Raw genomic sequence first — 18,528 nt, forward strand, 5'->3', positions numbered from 1 at the left:
CATCCTTCACGCCCCACCGTACCGCCTCGCGACGCGGCCGTGCGGGGAGCGATGTCGTGTTCACTCAGGGCTGCAAACATCAAGTCCCCCCGTTCTGTTCCGTATCCTGTGCCCGCCCGTTCCGGGGCAGTTCGCCGAGCAGCAGGGCGAGGACGGACCGGACACTCTCTCTACGGATGTCCGCGCGGTCGCCGTTCAATCGCAGTGCGCGCACTTTGTCCTGTCCTGTCGGTCCCGACACCGCCACATAGACGGTGCCCACCGGCTGTCCGTCCTGCGGCTCGGGCCCCGCGACGCCGGTGGTCGCGACGCCCCACTCGGCGCCCAGCGCCCGCCGTACGCCTGCGGCCATGGCCCTGGCCACGTCCGGGTCGACCGCGCCGCGGGCCGCGAGCAGTCCCCCGTCGACGCCGAGGACGTCGCGCTTGAGCTCCGTCGCGTACGCCGTGACGGAGCCACGGAAGACCCGCGAGGCGCCCGGCACGCCCGTCACCGCTGCGGCCACCAGGCCGCCCGTGAGGGACTCGGCGACCGCCAGGGTCGTCCCCAGCTCCGCGAGGAGCCGCACGGCGTCCTCTGCGGCCGTGGGGGCGTCCGCGGCCTCTGTGGCTTCCGTGGCTGCTGGGGCTGATGGGGCTGCTGCGGCTTTCGGGGAGGTGCTCACCGCTCCCCCTCCTGCCGCTGCGGGCGCCGCGCGGACGCCTCGGCCGCGGCGGCGCGCTCCGCCGCCAGGCCCTTGCGCCGCAGCACCACGGCCTGCCGTACGTAGTCGAGCCCGGTGAGGACCGTGAGGACGACGGCGACCGCCATCACCCAGAAGCGGAACGTGGCCCACCAGTCGACCAGCGCGAGGACGTACATGCCCACGGCGATGCCCTGGGCGAGCGTCTTCAGCTTGCCGCCGCGGCTCGCCGCGATCACCCCGTGACGGATCACCCAGAACCGCATCAGGGTGATCCCCAGCTCCCGGACGAGGATCACCGCCGTCACCCACCACGGCAGGTCCCCGAGCGCGGACAGGCAGACCAGCGCCACCCCCATGATCGCCTTGTCGGCGATCGGGTCGGCGATCTTCCCGAAGTCCGTGACGAGGTTGTAGGTGCGGGCGAGGTGCCCGTCGAACACGTCCGTGATCATCGCGACGGCGAAGGCGGCCCACGCCCAGGCCCGCCACACCGGGTCGTAGCCGCCGTTCTGCAGCATCAGCACGACGAAGGCGGGGACGAGCAGCAGGCGCACCATGGTCAGCAGGTTCGCCACGTTCCACAGGCTCGCCTGGTCGACGGCGGCCCCCAGCTTCCCGGCGGGCGCCTGCTTCGAGCCGGCACCGCCCGTCGCGGACGCGGGGACTCCCGTCATCTGGCGGCCTCCTCGACGGCGGTCCTGGGCTGATCCCCCGGACGGACGGTCAGGTGCTCGGCGACCAGGTCCACGCCCTCGCTGCCGGTCACCTTCGCCTCGACCATACGACCGGGACGCAGCTCCGCGCCCGAGGTGAGGACCACCTGGCCGTCCGTCTCCGGCGCCTGGTGCGCGGCGCGGCCCACCGCGACGGCGCCCTCGACGCCGGTGTCCGCGGCGTCCGCCGACTCGACCAGCACCTCGACGGTCTCGCCGAGCCGGTCCTGGGCGCGCTGGGACGTCAGTTCCTCGCCGAGCCTGGAGAGATGGGCGAGCCGCTCGGCGACCACGTCCTCGTCCAGCTTGGTGTCGTACCCGGCGGCCTCGGTGCCCTCCTCGTCGGAATAGCCGAAGACGCCGACGGCGTCGAGCCGTGCCTCGGTGAGGAACCGCTCAAGCTCGGCGAAGTCCGCCTCGCTCTCGCCGGGGAAGCCGACGATGAAGTTGGACCTGACGCCCGCCTGCGGCGCCTTGGCGCGGATGGTCTCCAGCAGGCCGAGGAAGCGCTCGGTGTCGCCGAAGCGGCGCATGGCGCGCAGCACGCCGGGGGCGGAGTGCTGGAACGACAGGTCGAAGTACGGGGCCACCTTCGGCGTCGAGGTGAGCACGTCGACGAGTCCCGGGCGCATCTCGGCGGGCTGGAGGTAGCTGACGCGGATGCGCTCGATGCCGTCGACCGCGGCCAGTTCCGGCAGCAGCGTCTCCAGGAGCCTGATGTCGCCGAGGTCCTTGCCGTAGGAGGTGTTGTTCTCCGAGACGAGCATGACCTCCTTGACGCCCTGCTCGGCCAGCCAGCGCGTCTCGCCGAGCACGTCGCTCGGGCGGCGGGAGATGAAGGAGCCGCGAAAGGACGGGATGGCGCAGAAGGAGCAGCGCCTGTCGCAGCCGGAGGCGAGCTTCACGGACGCGACGGGGCTGGTGTCGAGCCGTCGGCGCAGCGGCGCGCGGGGCCCGGACGCGGGGGCGACCCCGGCGGGCAGGTCGGCGGGGCCGGGCGCGATGTCGCCGTGGCCCGGCAGCGCGACCCCTGCGGCCTCCTGGCGCTCCACGGGGCTCAGCGGCAGCAGCTTGCGGCGGTCGCGCGGCGTGTGGGGGGCGTGGACGCCGCCGGACAGGATGGTCTGGAGCCGGTCGGAGATGTCGGCGTAGTCGTCGAAGCCGAGCACGCCGTCCGCCTCGGGCAGGGCGTCGGCGAGCTCCTTGCCGTACCGCTCCGCCATGCAGCCGACGGCGACCACGGCCTGGGTTCTCCCGTGGTCCTTGAGGTCGTTCGCTTCGAGGAGCGCGTCGACGGAGTCCTTCTTCGCGGCTTCGACGAAGCCGCAGGTGTTCACGACGGCGACATCCGCGTCGGAGGCTTCCTGGACGAGCTCCCAGCCGTCCGCCGCCAGGCGGCCTGCGAGCTCCTCCGAGTCCACCTCGTTACGGGCGCAGCCAAGCGTGACGAGAGCGACGGTACGGCGTTCGGGCATGCGCTCAAGACTACGTTGTCCCGGCGCCGCGCAGCTCGCGCAGGGTCCCGGCGGCGCCAGGACCCCGCACAGAGCGGCCCGTCAGCCGGCCGTCGGGTCGCCCTGCGTGTAGGAGAGACGCTCGACCTGGCCTGGCTGGAACTCGTCGTCGACCTTCTTGCCGTTGACGTAGAGCTCTATGGCCCCGGCGTTGCCGAGGATGAGGTCGACCTGCTTGTCGTCCTGGAACGTCTTGGACTCGCCCTTGGCGAGGATGCCGTCGAACAGCAGTTTTCCGTTGTGCGCCTTGGCCGAGATCCAGCTCTTGTCGTCGACGGCCGAGAGCTTCACCGTCACCTTGTCGCGGGGCGCGGCGGCGATGGCGCTGTCCGAGGCTCCCGGCTTGGGCGCGGCCGGCTTCTCGGGGGCCGCCGGGTGCGACGGCGTGCCCGCGGAGCTGCCCGGGGTGGGGCCGCCCGCCTCCGATCCCCCGCCGCTGCCCGCGACGGTGTCGGAGGAGCTGCCGCTGTGCAGGGCGGTGAAGCCGGCGAAACCGGCCACGGCGACGATCGCGGCGACCATGGCGGCCGTCCAGTTGGGGCGGCGGCGCTCCGGCCTGATCCGCTCGGCCTCGAACAGCGGGGCCGCCGGGGTCGGGGTGGGCGCGGGCCGCCCGCCGTGCTCCGCGTCGAACCGCTCGACGAGCGGCTCGGGGTCGAGGCCGACCTCGCGCGCGATCATGCGCAGGTGGCCGCGGGCGTACACGTCGCCGCCCGACCGGGAGAAGTCGTCGTTCTCGATGGCGCGGACGATGGGCGCGCGGACCCGGGTGGCGGCGCTGACCTCGTCGATGGTCAGGCCGGCGGCGAGCCGCGCCTGCCGCAGGGTCTGCCCGAGCGGGACGCGGTCCTCGGGGGCGGACTCCGCGGGGCGGGGTTCTTCCTGTGGTGAGGTGCCGTCAGATGAGTTGCCGATGGACACGGGTGGGCCTTTCGAGCGTGTAGCCACCTGCTGGACGCTCAGTCTAGGGGTGGTACGAAAGGGTGGGGCAGGCGGGAGGACTCAGCTTCGTGCGCCGCGGGTGCGGGCCTGCGGCGCGGGCAGGGAGGGCCGTGCTGTCCCTCCCTGTCCACCTTGACGTACGGGTGTCGAAAAGGGTTGCCCCGCCACTTGTCTCTACGAAGACTCCCCCCGGATGACCGACAGCACACCGTCGAGTTCGTCGGCCTTCACGAGGACGTCGCGGGCCTTGGAGCCCTCGCTCGGCCCGACGATGTTGCGCGACTCCATCAGGTCCATCAGCCGGCCTGCCTTGGCGAAGCCGACGCGCAGCTTGCGCTGGAGCATGGACGTCGAGCCGAACTGCGTGGAGACGACCAGCTCGGCGGCCTGGCACAGCAGGTCGAGGTCGTCGCCGATGTCCTCGTCGATCTCCTTCTTCTTCTGCGTGCCGACGACCACGTCGTCCCGGAAGACCGGCGCCATCTGGTCCTTGCAGTGCTGGACGACTGCGGCGATCTCCTCCTCCGTGACGAAGGCGCCCTGGAGCCGGGTCGGCTTGTTGGCGCCCATCGGCAGGAAGAGGCCGTCGCCCTTGCCGATCAGCTTCTCCGCGCCCGGCTGGTCGAGGATGACGCGGCTGTCGGCGAGCGAGGAGGTCGCGAACGCGAGCCGCGAGGGCACGTTCGCCTTGATGAGGCCGGTGACGACGTCCACGGACGGCCGCTGCGTGGCCAGCACCAGGTGGATGCCGGCGGCGCGGGCGAGCTGCGTGATGCGGACGATGGCGTCCTCCACGTCGCGCGGCGCGACCATCATCAGGTCGGCGAGCTCGTCCACGATCACCAGCAGGTACGGGTAGGGCTGGAGCTCGCGCTCGCTGCCCTCGGGCTGCTTCACCCTGCCCTCGCGCACGGCCTGGTTGAAGTCGTCGATGTGCCGGAAGCCGAAGGCGGCGAGGTCGTCGTAGCGCAGGTCCATCTCGCGCACCACCCACTGCAGGGCCTCGGCGGCCCGCTTCGGGTTGGTGATGATCGGCGTGATCAGGTGCGGGATGCCCTCGTACGCGGTGAGCTCGACGCGCTTGGGGTCGACGAGCACGAGCCGTACGTCCTCCGGGGTGGCCCGCATCATGATGGAGGTGATCAGGCAGTTGATGCAGGACGACTTGCCGGAGCCGGTGGCGCCCGCGACGAGCATGTGCGGCATCTTCGCGAGGCTGTGCATGACATAGCCGCCCTCGACGTCCTTACCGAAGGCCACCAGCATCGGGTCGGTGTCGTCGTCGCCCGCGAGCCGCAGGACGTCGCCGAGGTTGACCATCTCGCGGTCGGTGTTGGGGATCTCGATGCCGACCGCCGACTTGCCGGGGATCGGCGAGATGATCCGCACGTCGGGGCTGGCGACCGCGTAGGCGATGTTCTTGGCGAGCGCGGTGATGCGCTCGACCTTGACGGCGGTGCCGAGCTCGACCTCGTAGCGGGTGACCGTCGGGCCGCGGGTGAAGCCGGTGACGGCGGCGTCGACCTTGAACTCGGTGAAGACGGTGGTGAGCGACCTGGCGACGGCGTCGTTGGCGGCGGTGCGTGTCTTGCCGGGGCCGCCGCGCTCCAGCAGGTCTATCGACGGCAGCGAGTAGGTGATGTCGCCGGACAGCTGGAGCTGCTCGGCCCGGGGCGGCAGCCCCTCGGCCGGCTCGGGCGCGGGCTTGGTCAGGTCGGCGACGCCGCCCGCCCTCTCGCCCGCGGGCTTCGCGTCGGTCCTGCGGCCCGCGGCGCCGCGGGCGGTGGGCACGGAGGCGGCGTCGGCGGAGGCGTCGGGCTCTGCGGGCTCGGCTCCGGCGTCCTCGCCCGCCTCGGGGCGCCGCACGGAGCCGCTCACGCCCTGGGTGAGGTCGGCGACCACCGGCGAGGGCGAGATGCCGTTGAGCACGGCGCCGTCGAGCGCGGCGGCGGCCGCGGCCGCCACGTCGACCGGGTCCATCTCCCGCCCGGCGAGCGGGTCCTGGGCGGGCCTGCGGGACCTCCTGCCGCGCCGGGCGAGCGCCTCGGCCTCCGCCTGGTCGTGGTCGAAGACGGCCTCCTGGCCGCGCCGTGCCGCGCCCGAGCGGCGGGGCGCGGGGCGGGCGTCGCGCCACGCGTCGTCCGTGTCGTAGAGGTCGGCGTCGTCGTCCTCGGCCTCCGCGGCGAGCGCTGCGGCCTCCTCCTCGGTGGGCGTGACGATGCGCAGCCTGACCCCGAGGAGCCGCAGCCGCTGCGGGATCGCGTTGACGGGGGTCGCCGTGACGACGAGCAGCCCGAAGACCGTCAGCAGCAGCAGGACGGGCACGGCGAGCGCTGCGCCCATCGAGAAGATCAGCGGCTCGGAGACCGCCCAGCCGATCAGGCCGCCCGCGTCCCGCAGGGCCTGGGTGCCCGCGTCGCGCCCCGGCGCCCCGCAGGCGATGTGGACGAGCCCGAGCACGCCGAGCACCAGCGCGGACAGGCCGATGACGATGCGCCCGTTGGCCTCGGGTTTCTGCGGATAGAGGATCAGCCGCACGGCGATCGCGCCGAGCAGTATCGGCACCAGCAGGTCGAGGCGGCCGAAGGCGCCGGTGATGAGCATGGTGACGAGGTCGCCCACCGGGCCCTTGAGACTGGACCAGGTGCCCGCGGCGATGATCAGCGCGAGCGCGAGCAGCAGCAGGCCGAGGCCGTCCTTGCGGTGCGCGGGGTCGAGGCCCTTGGCGCCACGCCCTATGCCGCGCATCGCGCCGCCGACGCCGTGCGCGGTGCCGAGCCACATCGCGCGCACCAGCCGGTAGACGCCGCCGGTCGGCGAGGGCGCGGGCCTGGGCGCCGCCTTCACGCCCTTCCGTGCCGGCGCCTTCTTCACCGGTGCCTTCTTGGCGGGCGGCTTGCGGCCCGCAGCCGACTTCTGCGCTGCCTTCCTCGCGGGCGGTGCCGCTGCCTTCTTCGCCGCGCCGGTCGTACGGCCGGGCCGCGGCTTCGCGGTGCCCGCCGCTGGCTGAGAACCCTTGCCGGACGTACGTGAGGCCATGGTGGTGAGGTTACCGGGGCGGGGCGCCGGGGACACGCGCGACCGCCGCTTCACCCGTTCGTGTCGAGGCGGCGCACCGTTCGGGCTGAGCGCCCGTCAGCGGCTCGGCACGCCCCGCCCGTACGGCCTGCGCCGGGACGGCGGGCCGCGCGGGGCACGGCCGGTGGCGGGGCGTCAGGGCGCGCGGAGGCGTCAGAGCTGCGGCGGTACCGCGGGGCTCGCGCCTGCCGTGCCGGGGCCGAGGGCGTCGAGGGCCCGGCGCAGCGCGGTGAGTTTGCGCTCCAGGTGCGCGGCGGTGGCGACGGCGGACGCGTCAGCCGCGTCGTCGTCGAGCTGCTTGGACAGCGCCTCGGCCTGCTCCTCGACGGCGGCGAGCCGCGCGGACAGCTCGGCGAGGAGCCCCGCGGGCTCCTGCTCCTTGGCCTCGTCCGCGCCGGCGAGCTGCAGCCTCAGCAGCTCCGCCTGCTCCTTGAGCTGGCAGTTCTTCATGTACAGCTCGACGAAGACGGACACCTTCGCGCGCAGCACCCAGGGGTCGAACGGCTTGGAGATGTAGTCGACCGCGCCCGCCGCATAGCCCCTGAAGGTGTGGTGCGGGCCGTGGTTGATCGCGGTGAGGAAGATGATCGGGATGTCCCGCGTCCGCTCGCGGCGCTTGATGTGCGCCGCCGTCTCGAACCCGTCCATCCCGGGCATCTGGACATCCAGCAGGATGACCGCGAAGTCGTCCGTCAGAAGCGCTTTGAGTGCTTCCTCCCCTGACGATGCCCGCACCAGCGTCTGATCGAGCGCGGAGAGGATCGCCTCCAGCGCGAGCAGATTCTCCGGCCGGTCATCGACCAGGAGGATCTTGGCCTTCTGCACCATGGCCGCCCGCCCTCCTCGCCCCGGCAGCGGCTGTCCCCCGGCTCTGGGGCCCGGTCCGAGACCGAACTGCCCGCCGGGCGACGTGATCCGCGCGCCGTCCGTCCTTGTGCCGGTCATGGTAGCCGCACCCCGCCCGTCGCCACACCCTGTCACCGCGATGTCACGGCGTACGAACGGGGTAACGCGGCACGGAGGCCGAACGTTCCCGGCACCTGTGTCACCCCACCGTGCCACATCCCCTCTACCACGGCGGGGGTACCCCCCACGAGGGCGCCCCCGCCGGGCAGGGGCCTCACTCCTGCCGCATGTACTCCCCCATCATGGCCAGCAGCCGGTCGGAGTCGACGGGCTTGGTCACATAGTCGGAGGCGCCCGACTCGATGGCCTTCTCTTTGTCGCCCTTCATCGCCTTCGCGGTCAGGGCGATGATCGGCAGCCCTGCGAACTGCGGCATCCTGCGGATCGCGGACGTCGTCTCGTAGCCGTCCATCTCCGGCATCATGATGTCCATCAGGACCACCGTGACGTCGTCGTGCTGCTCGAGCACCTCGATGCCCTCGCGGCCGTTCTCCGCGTAGAGCACGTTCAGCCCGTGCGCCTCCAGGACGCTGGTGAGGGCGAAGACGTTCCGCACGTCGTCGTCGACGATCAGCACCTTCTCCGCGTGGAAGGAGACCGGCACGCGCGGGGCCTGCGGGCTCTCGCCCGCCTCACCGTCGGCCTGCTCGTCCTGCGGTACCACGGCGGGGACATGGCCGGGCCGCGCGGGCGCGCGCTCGGCCCGCGCCCCGGCCGCCGGCTCCTGCGGCTGCGCCGTGGAAGCGCCCTCGGGCAGCTCGGGCAGCCGCTCGGCCGCCTCCACGCCCGCCGGCGCCTCCGCGGCGCGCCCGGGGCCCGAGAGGGCCGCGCCCTGGTCGGGGCGTGCCATCTGCGCGTAGCCCTGCGGCGGCAGCTCGCTCGGGTGCAGCGGCAGGTAGAGGGTGAACGTCGAACCGCGGCCCGGCTCGCTCGCCGCGTGGATCTCGCCGCCCAGCAGGCGCGCGATCTCCCGGCTGATCGACAGGCCGAGACCCGTACCGCCGTACTTGCGGCTCGTGGTGCCGTCCGCCTGCTTGAACGCCTCGAAGATCACCCGCATCTTGCTCGCCGCGATACCGATGCCGGTGTCCGTGACGGAGAACGCGATCAGGTCGCCGTCCGCCTCCCGCAGGGAGCCTGCTTCGAGCAGCTGCTCCCTGATCGCCAGCGGCACGTCGGCACCGGCCGGCCTGATCACCAGCTCCACGGCGCCGGTGTCGGTGAACTTCACCGCGTTCGACAGGAGGTTGCGCAGCACCTGGAGGAGCCGCTGCTCGTCCGTGTGCAGCGTCGCCGGCAGCTCGGGCGACACCCGTACGGAGAAGTCGAGGCCCTTCTCCGCCGTCAGCGGCCGGAACGTCGCCTCCACGTAGTCCACGAGCTGCACCAGCGCGATCCGCGTCGGGCTGACGTCCATCTTGCCCGCCTCGACCTTCGACAGGTCCAGGATGTCGTTGATCAGCTGGAGCAGGTCGGAGCCCGCGCCGTGGATGGTCTCGGCGAACTCGACCTGCTTCGGCGAGAGGTTCGCCTCCGCGTTGTCGGCGAGGAGCTTCGCGAGGATCAGCAGCGAGTTGAGCGGGGTGCGCAGCTCGTGCGACATGTTCGCGAGGAACTCCGACTTGTAGCGCATCGAGACGGCGAGCTGCTCGGCGCGCTCCTCCAGCACCTGCCGCGCGTCCTCGATCTCGGTGTTCTTGAACTCGATGTCGCGGTTCTGCCGGGCCAGCAGCTCGGCCTTCTCCTCCAGCTCCGCGTTGGACGCCTGAAGCGCCTTCTGCCGGTTCTCCAGCTCCTCGGAGCGCTCCCTGAGCTGCTCCGTCAGCTCCTGCGACTGCTTCAGCAGCACCTCCGTCTTGGAGTTGACGCTGATGGTGTTGACGCTGGTCGCGATCATCTCCGCGATCTGCTTCAGGAAGTCGCGCTGGATCTGTGTGAACGGCTGGAACGACGCCAGCTCGATCACGCCGAGCACCTTCCCGTCGAACAGCACGGGCAGCACGATCACATGCGCGGGCGCCGCCTCGCCGAGCCCCGACGAGATCTTCAGGTAGCCCGGCGGGACGTTCATCTGGATGGTGCGCCGCTCCTGCGCCGCCGTGCCGATGAGCCCCTGTCCCGGCCGGAACGACGTGGGCATCGAGCCCGCCGAGTAGCCGTAGCTGCCGCGCAGGCACAGCTCGAAGTTGCCGTCGTCCGGGTCGGCGCCGATGTCGGCGCCCGCGCCCGTCTGCATCGCGAGGAAGAACGCGCCGTGCTGAGCCGACACGACGGGCGTCAGCTCGCTCATGATCAGCGAGGCCACGTCGTCCAGGTCGCGGCGGCCCTGCATCAGGCCGGAGATGCGGGCGAGGTTGCCCTTGAGCCAGTCCTGCTCCTCGTTGGCGATCGTGGTGTCCCGCAGGTTCGCGATCATCGTGTTGATGTAGTCCTGCAGGTCCTTGATCTCGCCCGCCGCGTCCACGTCGATCTTCACGCCGAGGTCGCCGCGGGTCACCGCGGTGGCGACGTTGGAGATCGCGCGCACCTGGCCGGTGAGGTTGCCTGCCATCTCGTTCACGGACTCGGTCAGGTCGCGCCAGGTGCCGTCCACGTCGCGGACCCGCGCCTGGCCGCCCAGGATGCCCTCGGTGCCGACCTCGCGCGCCACCCGCGTGACCTCGTCGGCGAAGTTCGACAGCTGGTCGACCATCGTGTTGACGGTGTTCTTGAGCTCCTGGATCTCACCGCGCGCGTCGATGTCGATCTTCCGCGTCAGGTCGCCCTTGGCGATGGCGGTGGTGACCGTCGCGATCTGCCGCACCTGCCCGGTCAGGTTCGACGCCATCAGGTTCACCGAGTCGGTGAGGTCCTTCCAGGTGCCGGAGACGCCCGGGACGCGCGCCTGGCCGCCCAGCTCGCCCTCCGTGCCCACCTGGCGGGCGACCCTGGTCACCTCGTCGGCGAACGACGAGAGCGTCGTCACCATCGTGTTGACCGTGTCCGCGAGCTCCGCGACCTCGCCGCGCGCCTCGACCGTGACCTTCTTCGTCAGATCGCCGTGGGCGACGGCGGACGACACCCGCGAGATGTTCCGCACCTGGCTGGTCAGGTTGTTCGCCATCGTGTTGACGTTGTCGCTGAGGTCCTTCCAGATGCCGACCACGCCGCGCACCCGCGCCTGGCCGCCGAGGATGCCCTCCGTGCCGACCTCGCGGGCCACCCGGGTCACCTCGTCCGCGAAGTTCGACAGCTGGTCGACCATCGTGTTGACCGTGGTGACCAGGTCGAGGATCTCGCCCCGCGCGTCCACCGTGATCTTCTTCGACAGGTCGCCCATGGCGACCGCCGTGGTGACCTCGGCGATGTTGCGGACCTGCGACGTCAGGTTGTTCGCCATGAAATTGACGGACTGCGTGAGGTCCTTCCACGTACCGGCGACGCCCTTGACCTCGGCCTGGCCGCCGAGGATGCCCTCGGTGCCCACCTCGCGCGCCACCCGCGTCACCTCGTCGGCGAAGCTGGACAGCTGGTCGACCATGGTGTTCAGCGTCGACTTCAGCTCGAGGATCTCGCCCTTCGCGTCGACGTCGATCTTCTGCGACAGGTCGCCGCGCGCGACCGCCGTCGCGACCTGGGCGATGCTGCGGACCTGGTCCGTCAGATTGCCCGCCATGCCGTTCACGGAGTCCGTGAGGTCGCGCCACACACCGGCCACGCCCGGCACCTGCGCCTGGCCGCCCAGCCTGCCCTCGGTGCCCACCTCGCGCGCCACCCGCGTGACCTGGTCGGCGAAGGCGGAGAGCTGGTCGACCATCGTGTTGATCGTGTTCTTCAGTTCGAGGATCTCGCCCTTGGCGTCGACGTCGACCTTCTTGGACAGGTCGCCGCGTGCCACGGCCGTCGTCACCTGCGCGATGCTGCGGACCTGGCCGGTCAGGTTGCCCGCCATCCCGTTGACGGAGTCCGTCAGCTCCTTCCACGTGCCGGAGACCCCGGGGACGCGCGCCTGGCCGCCGAGACGGCCCTCGGAGCCCACGTCCTTGGACATCCGCGTCACCTGGTCGGCGAAGCTGGAGAGCTGCGCCACCATCGTGTTGACGGTGTTCTTCAGCTCCAGCATCTCGCCCGCGACCTCGACCTTGACCTTCTGCGACAGATCGCCGTTGGCCACCGCCGTGGTCACCTGCGCGATGTCGCGCACCTGGCCCGTCAGGTTGCGGAACGCGTTGTTCACCGAGTCGGTGAGGTCCTTCCACGTGCCGGCCGCGCCCGGCACCCTGGCCTGGCCGCCGAGGCGGCCCTCCACGCCGACCTCCCGCGCGACCCTGGTCACCTCGGAGCCGAACGACTGGAGCTGGTCGACCATCGTGTTGACGGTGTTCTTGAGCGCCAGCATCTCGCCGGCGACCTCGACCTCCACCTTCTTGGACAGGTCGCCGTTGGCCACCGCGGTCGTGACCTGCGCGATGTCGCGGACCTGGGTGGTCAGGTTCCGGAAGACCGTGTTCACCGAGTCGGTGAGGTCCTTCCAGGTCCCCGCGGCCCCCGGCACCTGCGCCTGCCCGCCGAGCAGCCCCTCGGCGCCGACCTCGCTCGCCACCCGGGTGACCTCGTCGGCGAACGTCCGCAGCGTCTCGGTCATCTGGTTGATCGTGTCGGCGAGCTGCGCGACCTCGCCGCGCGCCGTGACCGTCACCTTCCGCGACAGGTCGCCGTTGGCGACGGCCGTCGTCACCGACGCGATCCCGCGGACCTGGCTGGTCAGGTTGGTCGCCATCGTGTTGACGGAGTCCGTCAGGTCCTTCCAGACGCCCGCGACCCCGGCCACCTCCGCCTGGCCGCCCAGCTCGCCCTCCGTGCCGACCTCCCGCGCGACCCGCGTCACCTCGGAGGAGAACGACGACAGCTGGTCGACCATCGTGTTCACGGTGTTCTTCAGCTGGAGCATCTCGCCCGCCACGTGCACCGTGACCTTGCGCGACAGGTCGCCCTTGGCGACGGCCGTCGTCACCAGCGCGATGTCCCGCACCTGCGCCGTCAGCCGGTACGCCATGGTGTTGACGGAGTCCGTCAGGTCCTTCCAGGACCCCGACATGCCCCGTACCTTCGCCTGGCCGCCGAGCTTGCCCTCCGTGCCGACCTCAAGGGCGACCCGCGTCACCTCGTCGGTGAACGCGGACAGCTGGTCGACGAGGTTGTTGACCGTACGGGCCACCTTCAGGAACTCGCCGCGCAGCGGCCGCTCCGCGACGGAGCCCTGCGCCCCCTCGCCCGGCGAGCGCAGCTCCATCCGCTGCGACAGGTCGCCCTCGGCGACCGCGGAGAGCACCCTGCCCACCTCGGACACCGGCCGCGCCAGATCGTCCACCAGCGCGTTCGCCGCGTCGATCGCGGTGGCCCAGGATCCCTCGCAGGTGCCCGTCTCCAGGCGCTCCGTGAGCTTTCCCTCACGGCCCACCATCCTGCGCACCCGCGCGATCTCGCCCGTGAGGTGCAGATTGCGGTCGCCGACCTCGTTGAACACGGCGGCGATCTGCGCCATCGTGTCGTCACCCGTCACCGTCAGGCGCTTGCGGAAGTTCCCGTCCCGCATCGCGACCAGGGCCGTCAGCAGTCTGTTCAGGGCCGCCGAGTCCACCTCGGTCGTCCCGCCGCTCCGGGACCGTCCGCCTTTCGCGTGCGACCGCTCGCCGCGCGCTGCCACGCCAGACTCCACCGCGTCCCTCCCACAGGGGTCGACCGTACCGCTCCGGTCTCTCACCGGAAGCCTGCCCAGTGTTTCACCATGCTCGAACCAGGCGATAACAGTTCGGCAGCTTCCTCCAGCGTCGCATCCTCGAAGGACGGAATCAGAGCCGACCGGCATCCACCGGGACAGCGAAGGTAAGTAACCTGGCATGCGGCTGTCCACCCGTCCCGGTCGCCCGGCAAGGGGCGGTGTGACTGACGTACTACACCGGGCGCCGGGAGGGGCGGGGCCGTTTCATGGCGGAGCCGGGCGTGGAAACGCTTACGAGGAGTTCTGTGATCACGGCGCGGGCGGCTGCCACCTTCGACCCCGAGGGGCGGTCCGTCGCGGCGGCCCGGGCCTTCGTCCGCGACACCCTCCAGGGCTGGGGCTGCTCCGACGTCGTGGACGACGCCGTCGTGCTGACCAGCGAACTCGTCACCAATGCCGTGGTCCACGCGGGCACCGCGGCCGATGTGCGCTGCCTGCGCACCGACGACGGCGTACGGATCGAGGTCGCGGACCGCTACCCCGAGCGCGAGGTCCCCGTGCAGGCCACGGGCCCCTCCTTCGGCAACCTCGACAGCGAGCACGGCAGAGGACTGCTGCTGTGCGCCGCGCTCGCCTCCCGCTGGGGCGTCGAGTACACCCCCTCGTACAAGCAGGTCTGGTTCCAGCTCGACATGCCGGAGCGGCCCGTCGGCACCCGCTCCGCCGGGCCCGCCCTGCCCACGGCGCTGCTGCCCGTCGCCGAGGAGGACCGGGTGCGTGTCGCGGTCCTCCAGGTCGACCAGGCCGCGACCGTCGCCGGGTGGAACGAGGACGCGGAGGCCCTGTTCGGCTACGCCCCGGAGCAGACCCTCGGCAAGCCGCTCACCGAGTTCGCCGCCTGGCCGCACACCCCCGGCATCAGCATGGGCATCGTGGAGGCCCTCCAGCTCTCCCGCTGGGAAGGCAGCTACGGCATCCGCCGCTCCGACGGCCGCGTGATCCCCGTCTACGCCTCCCACCTGCGAGTACGCGACACCCACGGCGAGCCGTCCACCGTCTGCCTGCTGGTGCGGGACAGCGAGCGCGCCGTCATCCAGACGCCCCCGCGGCAGAGCGCCAACGACAACGGCGGCGAGAACCGCAGCGCGGACCCCTTCGAGGTCTTCATCGGCTCCCCCGCCCCCGACGACCTCGACGGCCTCCTCCAGCGGACCGTTGAGCGCTCCCGCGACATGCTCGACGCCGACGCCGCCTTCCTCCTCCTCGCCACCGACGACGAGACCGAGCTCGAAGTGCGGGCCACCACCGGCCTGCCCTCCGCACGCCAGCGCTTCGCCCGCGTCCCCGTCGAGGCGGGCACCGGCCGCTACGGCTCCGCACGGCTGCCCGCCGTCCACGACGACCTCGGCGCCGTGCCCGGCGCCGTGCCGCTGCTCGCCGGCACCGGCATGCGCTCCGTCGTCACCGTGCCCCTCAAGGTCGAGGGCCGCCTCACCGGCTCCCTCGGCGTCGCGTCCGAGGCACCGGGCCGCTACTCCAACGAGCAGGCCCTGAGGCTCCAGTTCGCGGCCGACCGCATCGCGCTCGCCGTCGAGTCCGCGCGCCTCGGCGAGCTGGAGCGGCTGCGCCGCGGCTCGCTCTCCTTCCTCGTCGAGGCGTCCGACCTGCTGGCCGGGACGCTCGACCGCGACCAGACCCTCGCGCTGATGGCGCAGATGACCGTCCCCACGCTCGCCACCTGGTGCGCCGTCTACACCATCGCCGACCAGGCCTCGGAGCCCGAGCTCTCCTTCGTGCTCCACGAGGACGAGGACCGCATCGACGGCCTCAAGTCGCTGCTCACCAAGATCAACCCGCCGGAGCCCGTGCCCACGCCGGGCGCCCGCATCTGGACCGCGCCCGCCGACGCCGCCCACCAGTCGGCGCTGCGCTCCTCCATGCGGGAGCTGGCCAGCGGCTCCGCGACCGCGGGCGCCGGCGTCGGCCCCTCCCTCGCGACGGCCGCCGCGGTCGGCGGCGAGACGGTCGTCCTGCCGCTGGTCGCCCGCAACCGCGTCATCGGCCTGCTCACCCTCGGCAAGCCCTCCGACGACCACTTCCGCCAGGAGATCCTGGAGCTCGCGGAGGACCTGTCCCGCAGGGCCGCGCTCGCCCTCGACAACGCCCGCCTCTACTCGGAGCGCACCGCGATCAGCCAGTCGCTCCAGCGCAGCCTGCTGCCGCCCGAGCTGCCGGTGATCCCGGGCGTCGAGGTCGAGGTCATCTACCGCGCGGCGGGCGAGGGCAACGAGGTCGGCGGCGACTTCTACGACCTGTTCCCCATCACGGACGGCACGTACGGCTTCGCCATCGGCGACGTCTGCGGGACGGGCCCCGAGGCCGCGGCCGTCACAGGCCTCGCCCGGCACGCCCTGCGCCTCCTGGCCAGGGAGGGCCTCGGCGGCCCCGCCGTCCTGGAGCGGCTCAACGCCGCCATCCTCGACGAGGGCCCCCGCAGCCGCTTCCTCACCCTGCTGTACGGCGAGCTGCGCCCGCAGGACGACGGCAGCGCCAAGCTCACGATGGTCTGCGCGGGCCACCCCCTCCCGCTGCGCCTGCGCCAGGACGGCTCGGTGGAGCCCGCGGCCGAGCCGCAGACGCTGCTGGGCGTCATGGACGACCTGGGGCTGTACGAGCAGACCGTGACGCTCGACCCCGGCGACGTGCTGCTCTGCGTCACGGACGGCGTCACGGAGCGCCGCGAGGGCTCCCGCATGCTGGGCGACGACGGCCTCGCCGAGGTCCTCGCCACATGTACGGGCCTGACGGCCGGTGCGGTCGCCGCGCGGATCCTGCGCGCAGTGGAACGGTTCGCCGCGGCGCCTGCCTCCGACGACATGGCGATCCTGGCGCTGCGCGTCCCCGAGCCGCAGAACTGACCGGTCCGTGCCCTGTCCGGGCCCCGGGCCGACCCGGGCCCAGGGCGCAGGCCCTCAGGTGCGGGCGCCGTCGTACGCGGCGCGCGCCGCGAAGACCTCGGGCAGGCTGCCCTCGGCCCAGCGCGCAAGCGCCCACACCTGCTCGGCCGCCTGGCGGCCGAGCCCCGTCAGCGAGTAGTCGACGCGCGGCGGGATGACAGGCTTGGCGTCCCGGTGCACGAAGCCGTCGCGCTCCAGGGTCTGGAGGGTCTGCGCGAGCATCTTCTCGCTCACCCCTCTGACCTCACGCCGCAGCTCGCTGAACCGGTACGACCGGTCGAGCAGCGCGGCGAGCACCAGTACGCCCCACCGGCTCGTCACATGCTCGAGAACGAGCCGCGACGGGCAGTCGGACAGGTTGACGTTCGGCCGCGTCCCGGGTGCCGGCGTATGGCCGGTGATGAAGCGGTTCACCTCGGATGTCCCACTCACGTTCACACCAGTACCTTACTTCAAAGTGGGTACTTACAAAACTTCCTGTACCCAACCTACGGTGGGTGCTCAGGGACCGTGCCGCGGCACGGCCCGGCGAACGTACAGCGTGCGCAAGCGCGAGGAACGGAGAGATGGACGCGATGAGCATCGTGATCACCGGGGCGACAGGGCACCTGGGCCGACGTGTGGTGGCCGATCTGCTGGCTGCCGGTGTCCCGGCGGACGGCATCACGGCGGTGGCCCGCACGAAGGAGAAGGCCGAGGGCCTGGCGGCGGACGGCGTGCGGGTGCACATCGCCGACTACGACGACCCGGCGTTGTTCGAGGGCGCGTTCCACCCCGGCGACCGGGTCCTGCTGATCTCCGGTACGGACATCGGCAGGCGCGCGGCCCAGCACGCCGTCGTGATCGACGCGGCAAAGGCCGCGGGGGTGGCCCAGCTCGCCTACACGGGCATACTCGGCGGCCCGAAGGCGGACTTCCTGCTCGCCGCCGACCACCGGGAGACGGAGCGCCTGATCCTGGAGTCGGGGCTGCCGTACACCTTCCTGCGCAACGGCTGGTACACGGAGGCCCCGACGATCGTCGGCGACCTGGGCGGCGTCCTGGAGCGCGGCGAGATCACCAGCAGCACCGCCCCCGGTGCGCGGATCGCGGCTGCGCCGCGCGCCGACTTCGCCGAGGCCGCAGCCCGCGTGCTGCGCGAGGACGGCCACCTCGGCACGGCGTACGAGCTGAGCGGCGACACCGCGTGGACCATGGACGAGATCGCCGACGAGGTGTCACGCCAGTCCGGCCGTACGGTCGTTCACCGGCGGGTGACCCCCGAGGAGCAGAAGGCCGCCTACGTCGCCGCCGGCCTCCCCGAGACCTTCGCCGACATTCTGGTGGACGTGGACGCGGCCATCAGCCGCGGTCTGCTCGCGGCGACGCCCGGCGATCTGGCGCGCCTCCTGGGCCGCCCCACGACCCCGCTCGCGGACTCCGTCCGCACGGCGCTCGCGGAACTCGGCTGACCGCCCTCGCATATGAGGAAGGCCCCCGCCGACTGGCGGGGGCCTTCCTCATATCAGAGCCCCAATACGGAATCGAACCGTAGACCTTCTCCTTACCATGGAGACGCTCTGCCGACTGAGCTATTGGGGCGCAGCGACAAGAAAAGCATACCCGATCAGGGGGCCTGCTCGAACCATCCGCAGGGCCACCGTACCGTGAACGCAGAAAGGGCCCGCACCACCCGGCGCGGGCCCTCCCTCTTTATTCAATGATTGTTCGGCGGCGACCTACTCTCCCACAAGGTCCCCCTTGCAGTACCATCGGCGCAATAAGGCTTAGCTTCCGGGTTCGGAATGTAACCGGGCGTTTCCCCTACGCTATAACCACCGACACCCTAATGGATCGGCGAACAAGCACTCTCTTCAGTTGAGTAATGCATGACGCACATAGTCACCGGCAGCGACTGTTCGCAATCCGGGAACCACACAGTGGACGCGAGTCTCTATGGACAAGCCCTCGGCCTATTAGTACCGGTCAACTCCACCAGTCACCTGGCTTCCATCTCCGGCCTATCAACCCAGTCGTCTACTGGGAGCCTTAC

10 protein-coding genes, 1 tRNA gene and 2 rRNA genes are annotated in these 18,528 nt (G+C 71.7%); 2 read left to right on the forward strand and 11 right to left on the reverse strand.

Annotated features, from left to right (window positions below; all coding sequences use genetic code 11):
* Nucleotides 1–79: 79 nt before the first annotated feature.
* From AB0910_RS06915 to AB0910_RS06945, 7 genes are all read right to left on the reverse strand, one after another.
* Nucleotides 80–568, reverse strand: a complete 489-nt coding sequence (locus AB0910_RS06915; protein WP_366743491.1) for a CinA family protein — start codon at nucleotides 566–568, stop codon at nucleotides 80–82.
* 92 nt (nucleotides 569–660) lie between these two features.
* Nucleotides 661–1,359 carry a CDP-diacylglycerol--glycerol-3-phosphate 3-phosphatidyltransferase gene (gene pgsA / locus AB0910_RS06920; protein ID WP_366743475.1) on the reverse strand — a complete coding sequence of 233 codons (699 nt, stop codon included), beginning with the start codon at nucleotides 1,357–1,359 and terminating at the stop codon, nucleotides 661–663.
* Entirely contained in the window at nucleotides 1,356–2,873 is a 1,518-nt protein-coding gene (gene rimO, locus AB0910_RS06925; protein WP_366743476.1) for a 30S ribosomal protein S12 methylthiotransferase RimO, read from the reverse strand. Before rimO ends, pgsA begins: the two co-directional genes overlap by 4 nt.
* Nucleotides 2,874–2,954: 81 nt before the next feature.
* Nucleotides 2,955–3,833 carry a helix-turn-helix domain-containing protein gene (locus AB0910_RS06930; RefSeq protein WP_366743477.1) on the reverse strand — a complete coding sequence of 293 codons (879 nt, stop codon included), beginning with the start codon at nucleotides 3,831–3,833 and terminating at the stop codon, nucleotides 2,955–2,957.
* 195 nt (nucleotides 3,834–4,028) lie between these two features.
* Complete coding sequence (locus AB0910_RS06935) at nucleotides 4,029–6,893, reverse strand: DNA translocase FtsK (RefSeq protein WP_366743478.1); 2,865 nt, start codon at nucleotides 6,891–6,893, stop codon at nucleotides 4,029–4,031.
* Nucleotides 6,894–7,085: 192 nt separating this feature from the next.
* Nucleotides 7,086–7,760: a response regulator gene (locus AB0910_RS06940; protein WP_366743479.1), complete on the reverse strand. Its 675-nt coding sequence runs from the start codon at nucleotides 7,758–7,760 to the stop codon at nucleotides 7,086–7,088.
* Nucleotides 7,761–8,052: 292 nt separating this feature from the next.
* Nucleotides 8,053–13,524, reverse strand: a complete 5,472-nt coding sequence (locus AB0910_RS06945; protein ID WP_366743480.1) for a HAMP domain-containing protein — start codon at nucleotides 13,522–13,524, stop codon at nucleotides 8,053–8,055.
* A gap of 281 nt (nucleotides 13,525–13,805) precedes the next feature.
* On the opposite strand from AB0910_RS06945, the gene AB0910_RS06950 reads away from it, so the two are divergent.
* Nucleotides 13,806–16,457: a SpoIIE family protein phosphatase gene (locus AB0910_RS06950; RefSeq protein WP_366743481.1), complete on the forward strand. Its 2,652-nt coding sequence runs from the start codon at nucleotides 13,806–13,808 to the stop codon at nucleotides 16,455–16,457.
* A gap of 54 nt (nucleotides 16,458–16,511) precedes the next feature.
* Here AB0910_RS06950 and AB0910_RS06955 read toward each other — a convergent pair whose 3' ends face one another.
* Nucleotides 16,512–16,898: a helix-turn-helix domain-containing protein gene (locus AB0910_RS06955; RefSeq protein ID WP_366743492.1), complete on the reverse strand. Its 387-nt coding sequence runs from the start codon at nucleotides 16,896–16,898 to the stop codon at nucleotides 16,512–16,514.
* A 173-nt stretch (nucleotides 16,899–17,071) separates the two neighbouring features.
* On the opposite strand from AB0910_RS06955, the gene AB0910_RS06960 reads away from it, so the two are divergent.
* Nucleotides 17,072–17,947 carry an SDR family oxidoreductase gene (locus AB0910_RS06960; protein ID WP_366743493.1) on the forward strand — a complete coding sequence of 292 codons (876 nt, stop codon included), beginning with the start codon at nucleotides 17,072–17,074 and terminating at the stop codon, nucleotides 17,945–17,947.
* A gap of 57 nt (nucleotides 17,948–18,004) precedes the next feature.
* Here the strand turns inward: AB0910_RS06960 and AB0910_RS06965 are convergent.
* From AB0910_RS06965 to AB0910_RS06975, 3 genes are all read right to left on the reverse strand, one after another.
* A tRNA-Thr gene (locus AB0910_RS06965) sits at nucleotides 18,005–18,077 on the reverse strand.
* A 124-nt stretch (nucleotides 18,078–18,201) separates the two neighbouring features.
* Nucleotides 18,202–18,318: ribosomal RNA gene (gene rrf, locus AB0910_RS06970) — 5S ribosomal RNA — on the reverse strand.
* A 113-nt stretch (nucleotides 18,319–18,431) separates the two neighbouring features.
* A 23S ribosomal RNA gene (locus tag AB0910_RS06975) occupies nucleotides 18,432–18,528 on the reverse strand; the annotation flags it as partial.

This window comes from Streptomyces sp. NPDC047002 (genome assembly GCF_040704505.1).
GTDB lineage: Bacteria > Actinomycetota > Actinomycetes > Streptomycetales > Streptomycetaceae > Streptomyces.

What these genes read in the sequence shown, in the direction of transcription:
- pgsA (WP_366743475.1), bottom strand. Translation starts at nt 1,359, where the DNA reads ATGACGGGAGTCCCCGCGTCCGCGACGGGCGGTGCCGGCTCGAAGCAG.
- rimO (WP_366743476.1), bottom strand. Translation starts at nt 2,873, where the DNA reads ATGCCCGAACGCCGTACCGTCGCTCTCGTCACGCTTGGCTGCGCCCGT.
- AB0910_RS06935 (WP_366743478.1), bottom strand. Translation starts at nt 6,893, where the DNA reads ATGGCCTCACGTACGTCCGGCAAGGGTTCTCAGCCAGCGGCGGGCACC.
- AB0910_RS06940 (WP_366743479.1), bottom strand. Translation starts at nt 7,760, where the DNA reads ATGGTGCAGAAGGCCAAGATCCTCCTGGTCGATGACCGGCCGGAGAAT.
- AB0910_RS06950 (WP_366743481.1), top strand. Translation starts at nt 13,806, where the DNA reads ATGGCGGAGCCGGGCGTGGAAACGCTTACGAGGAGTTCTGTGATCACG.
- AB0910_RS06960 (WP_366743493.1), top strand. Translation starts at nt 17,072, where the DNA reads ATGAGCATCGTGATCACCGGGGCGACAGGGCACCTGGGCCGACGTGTG.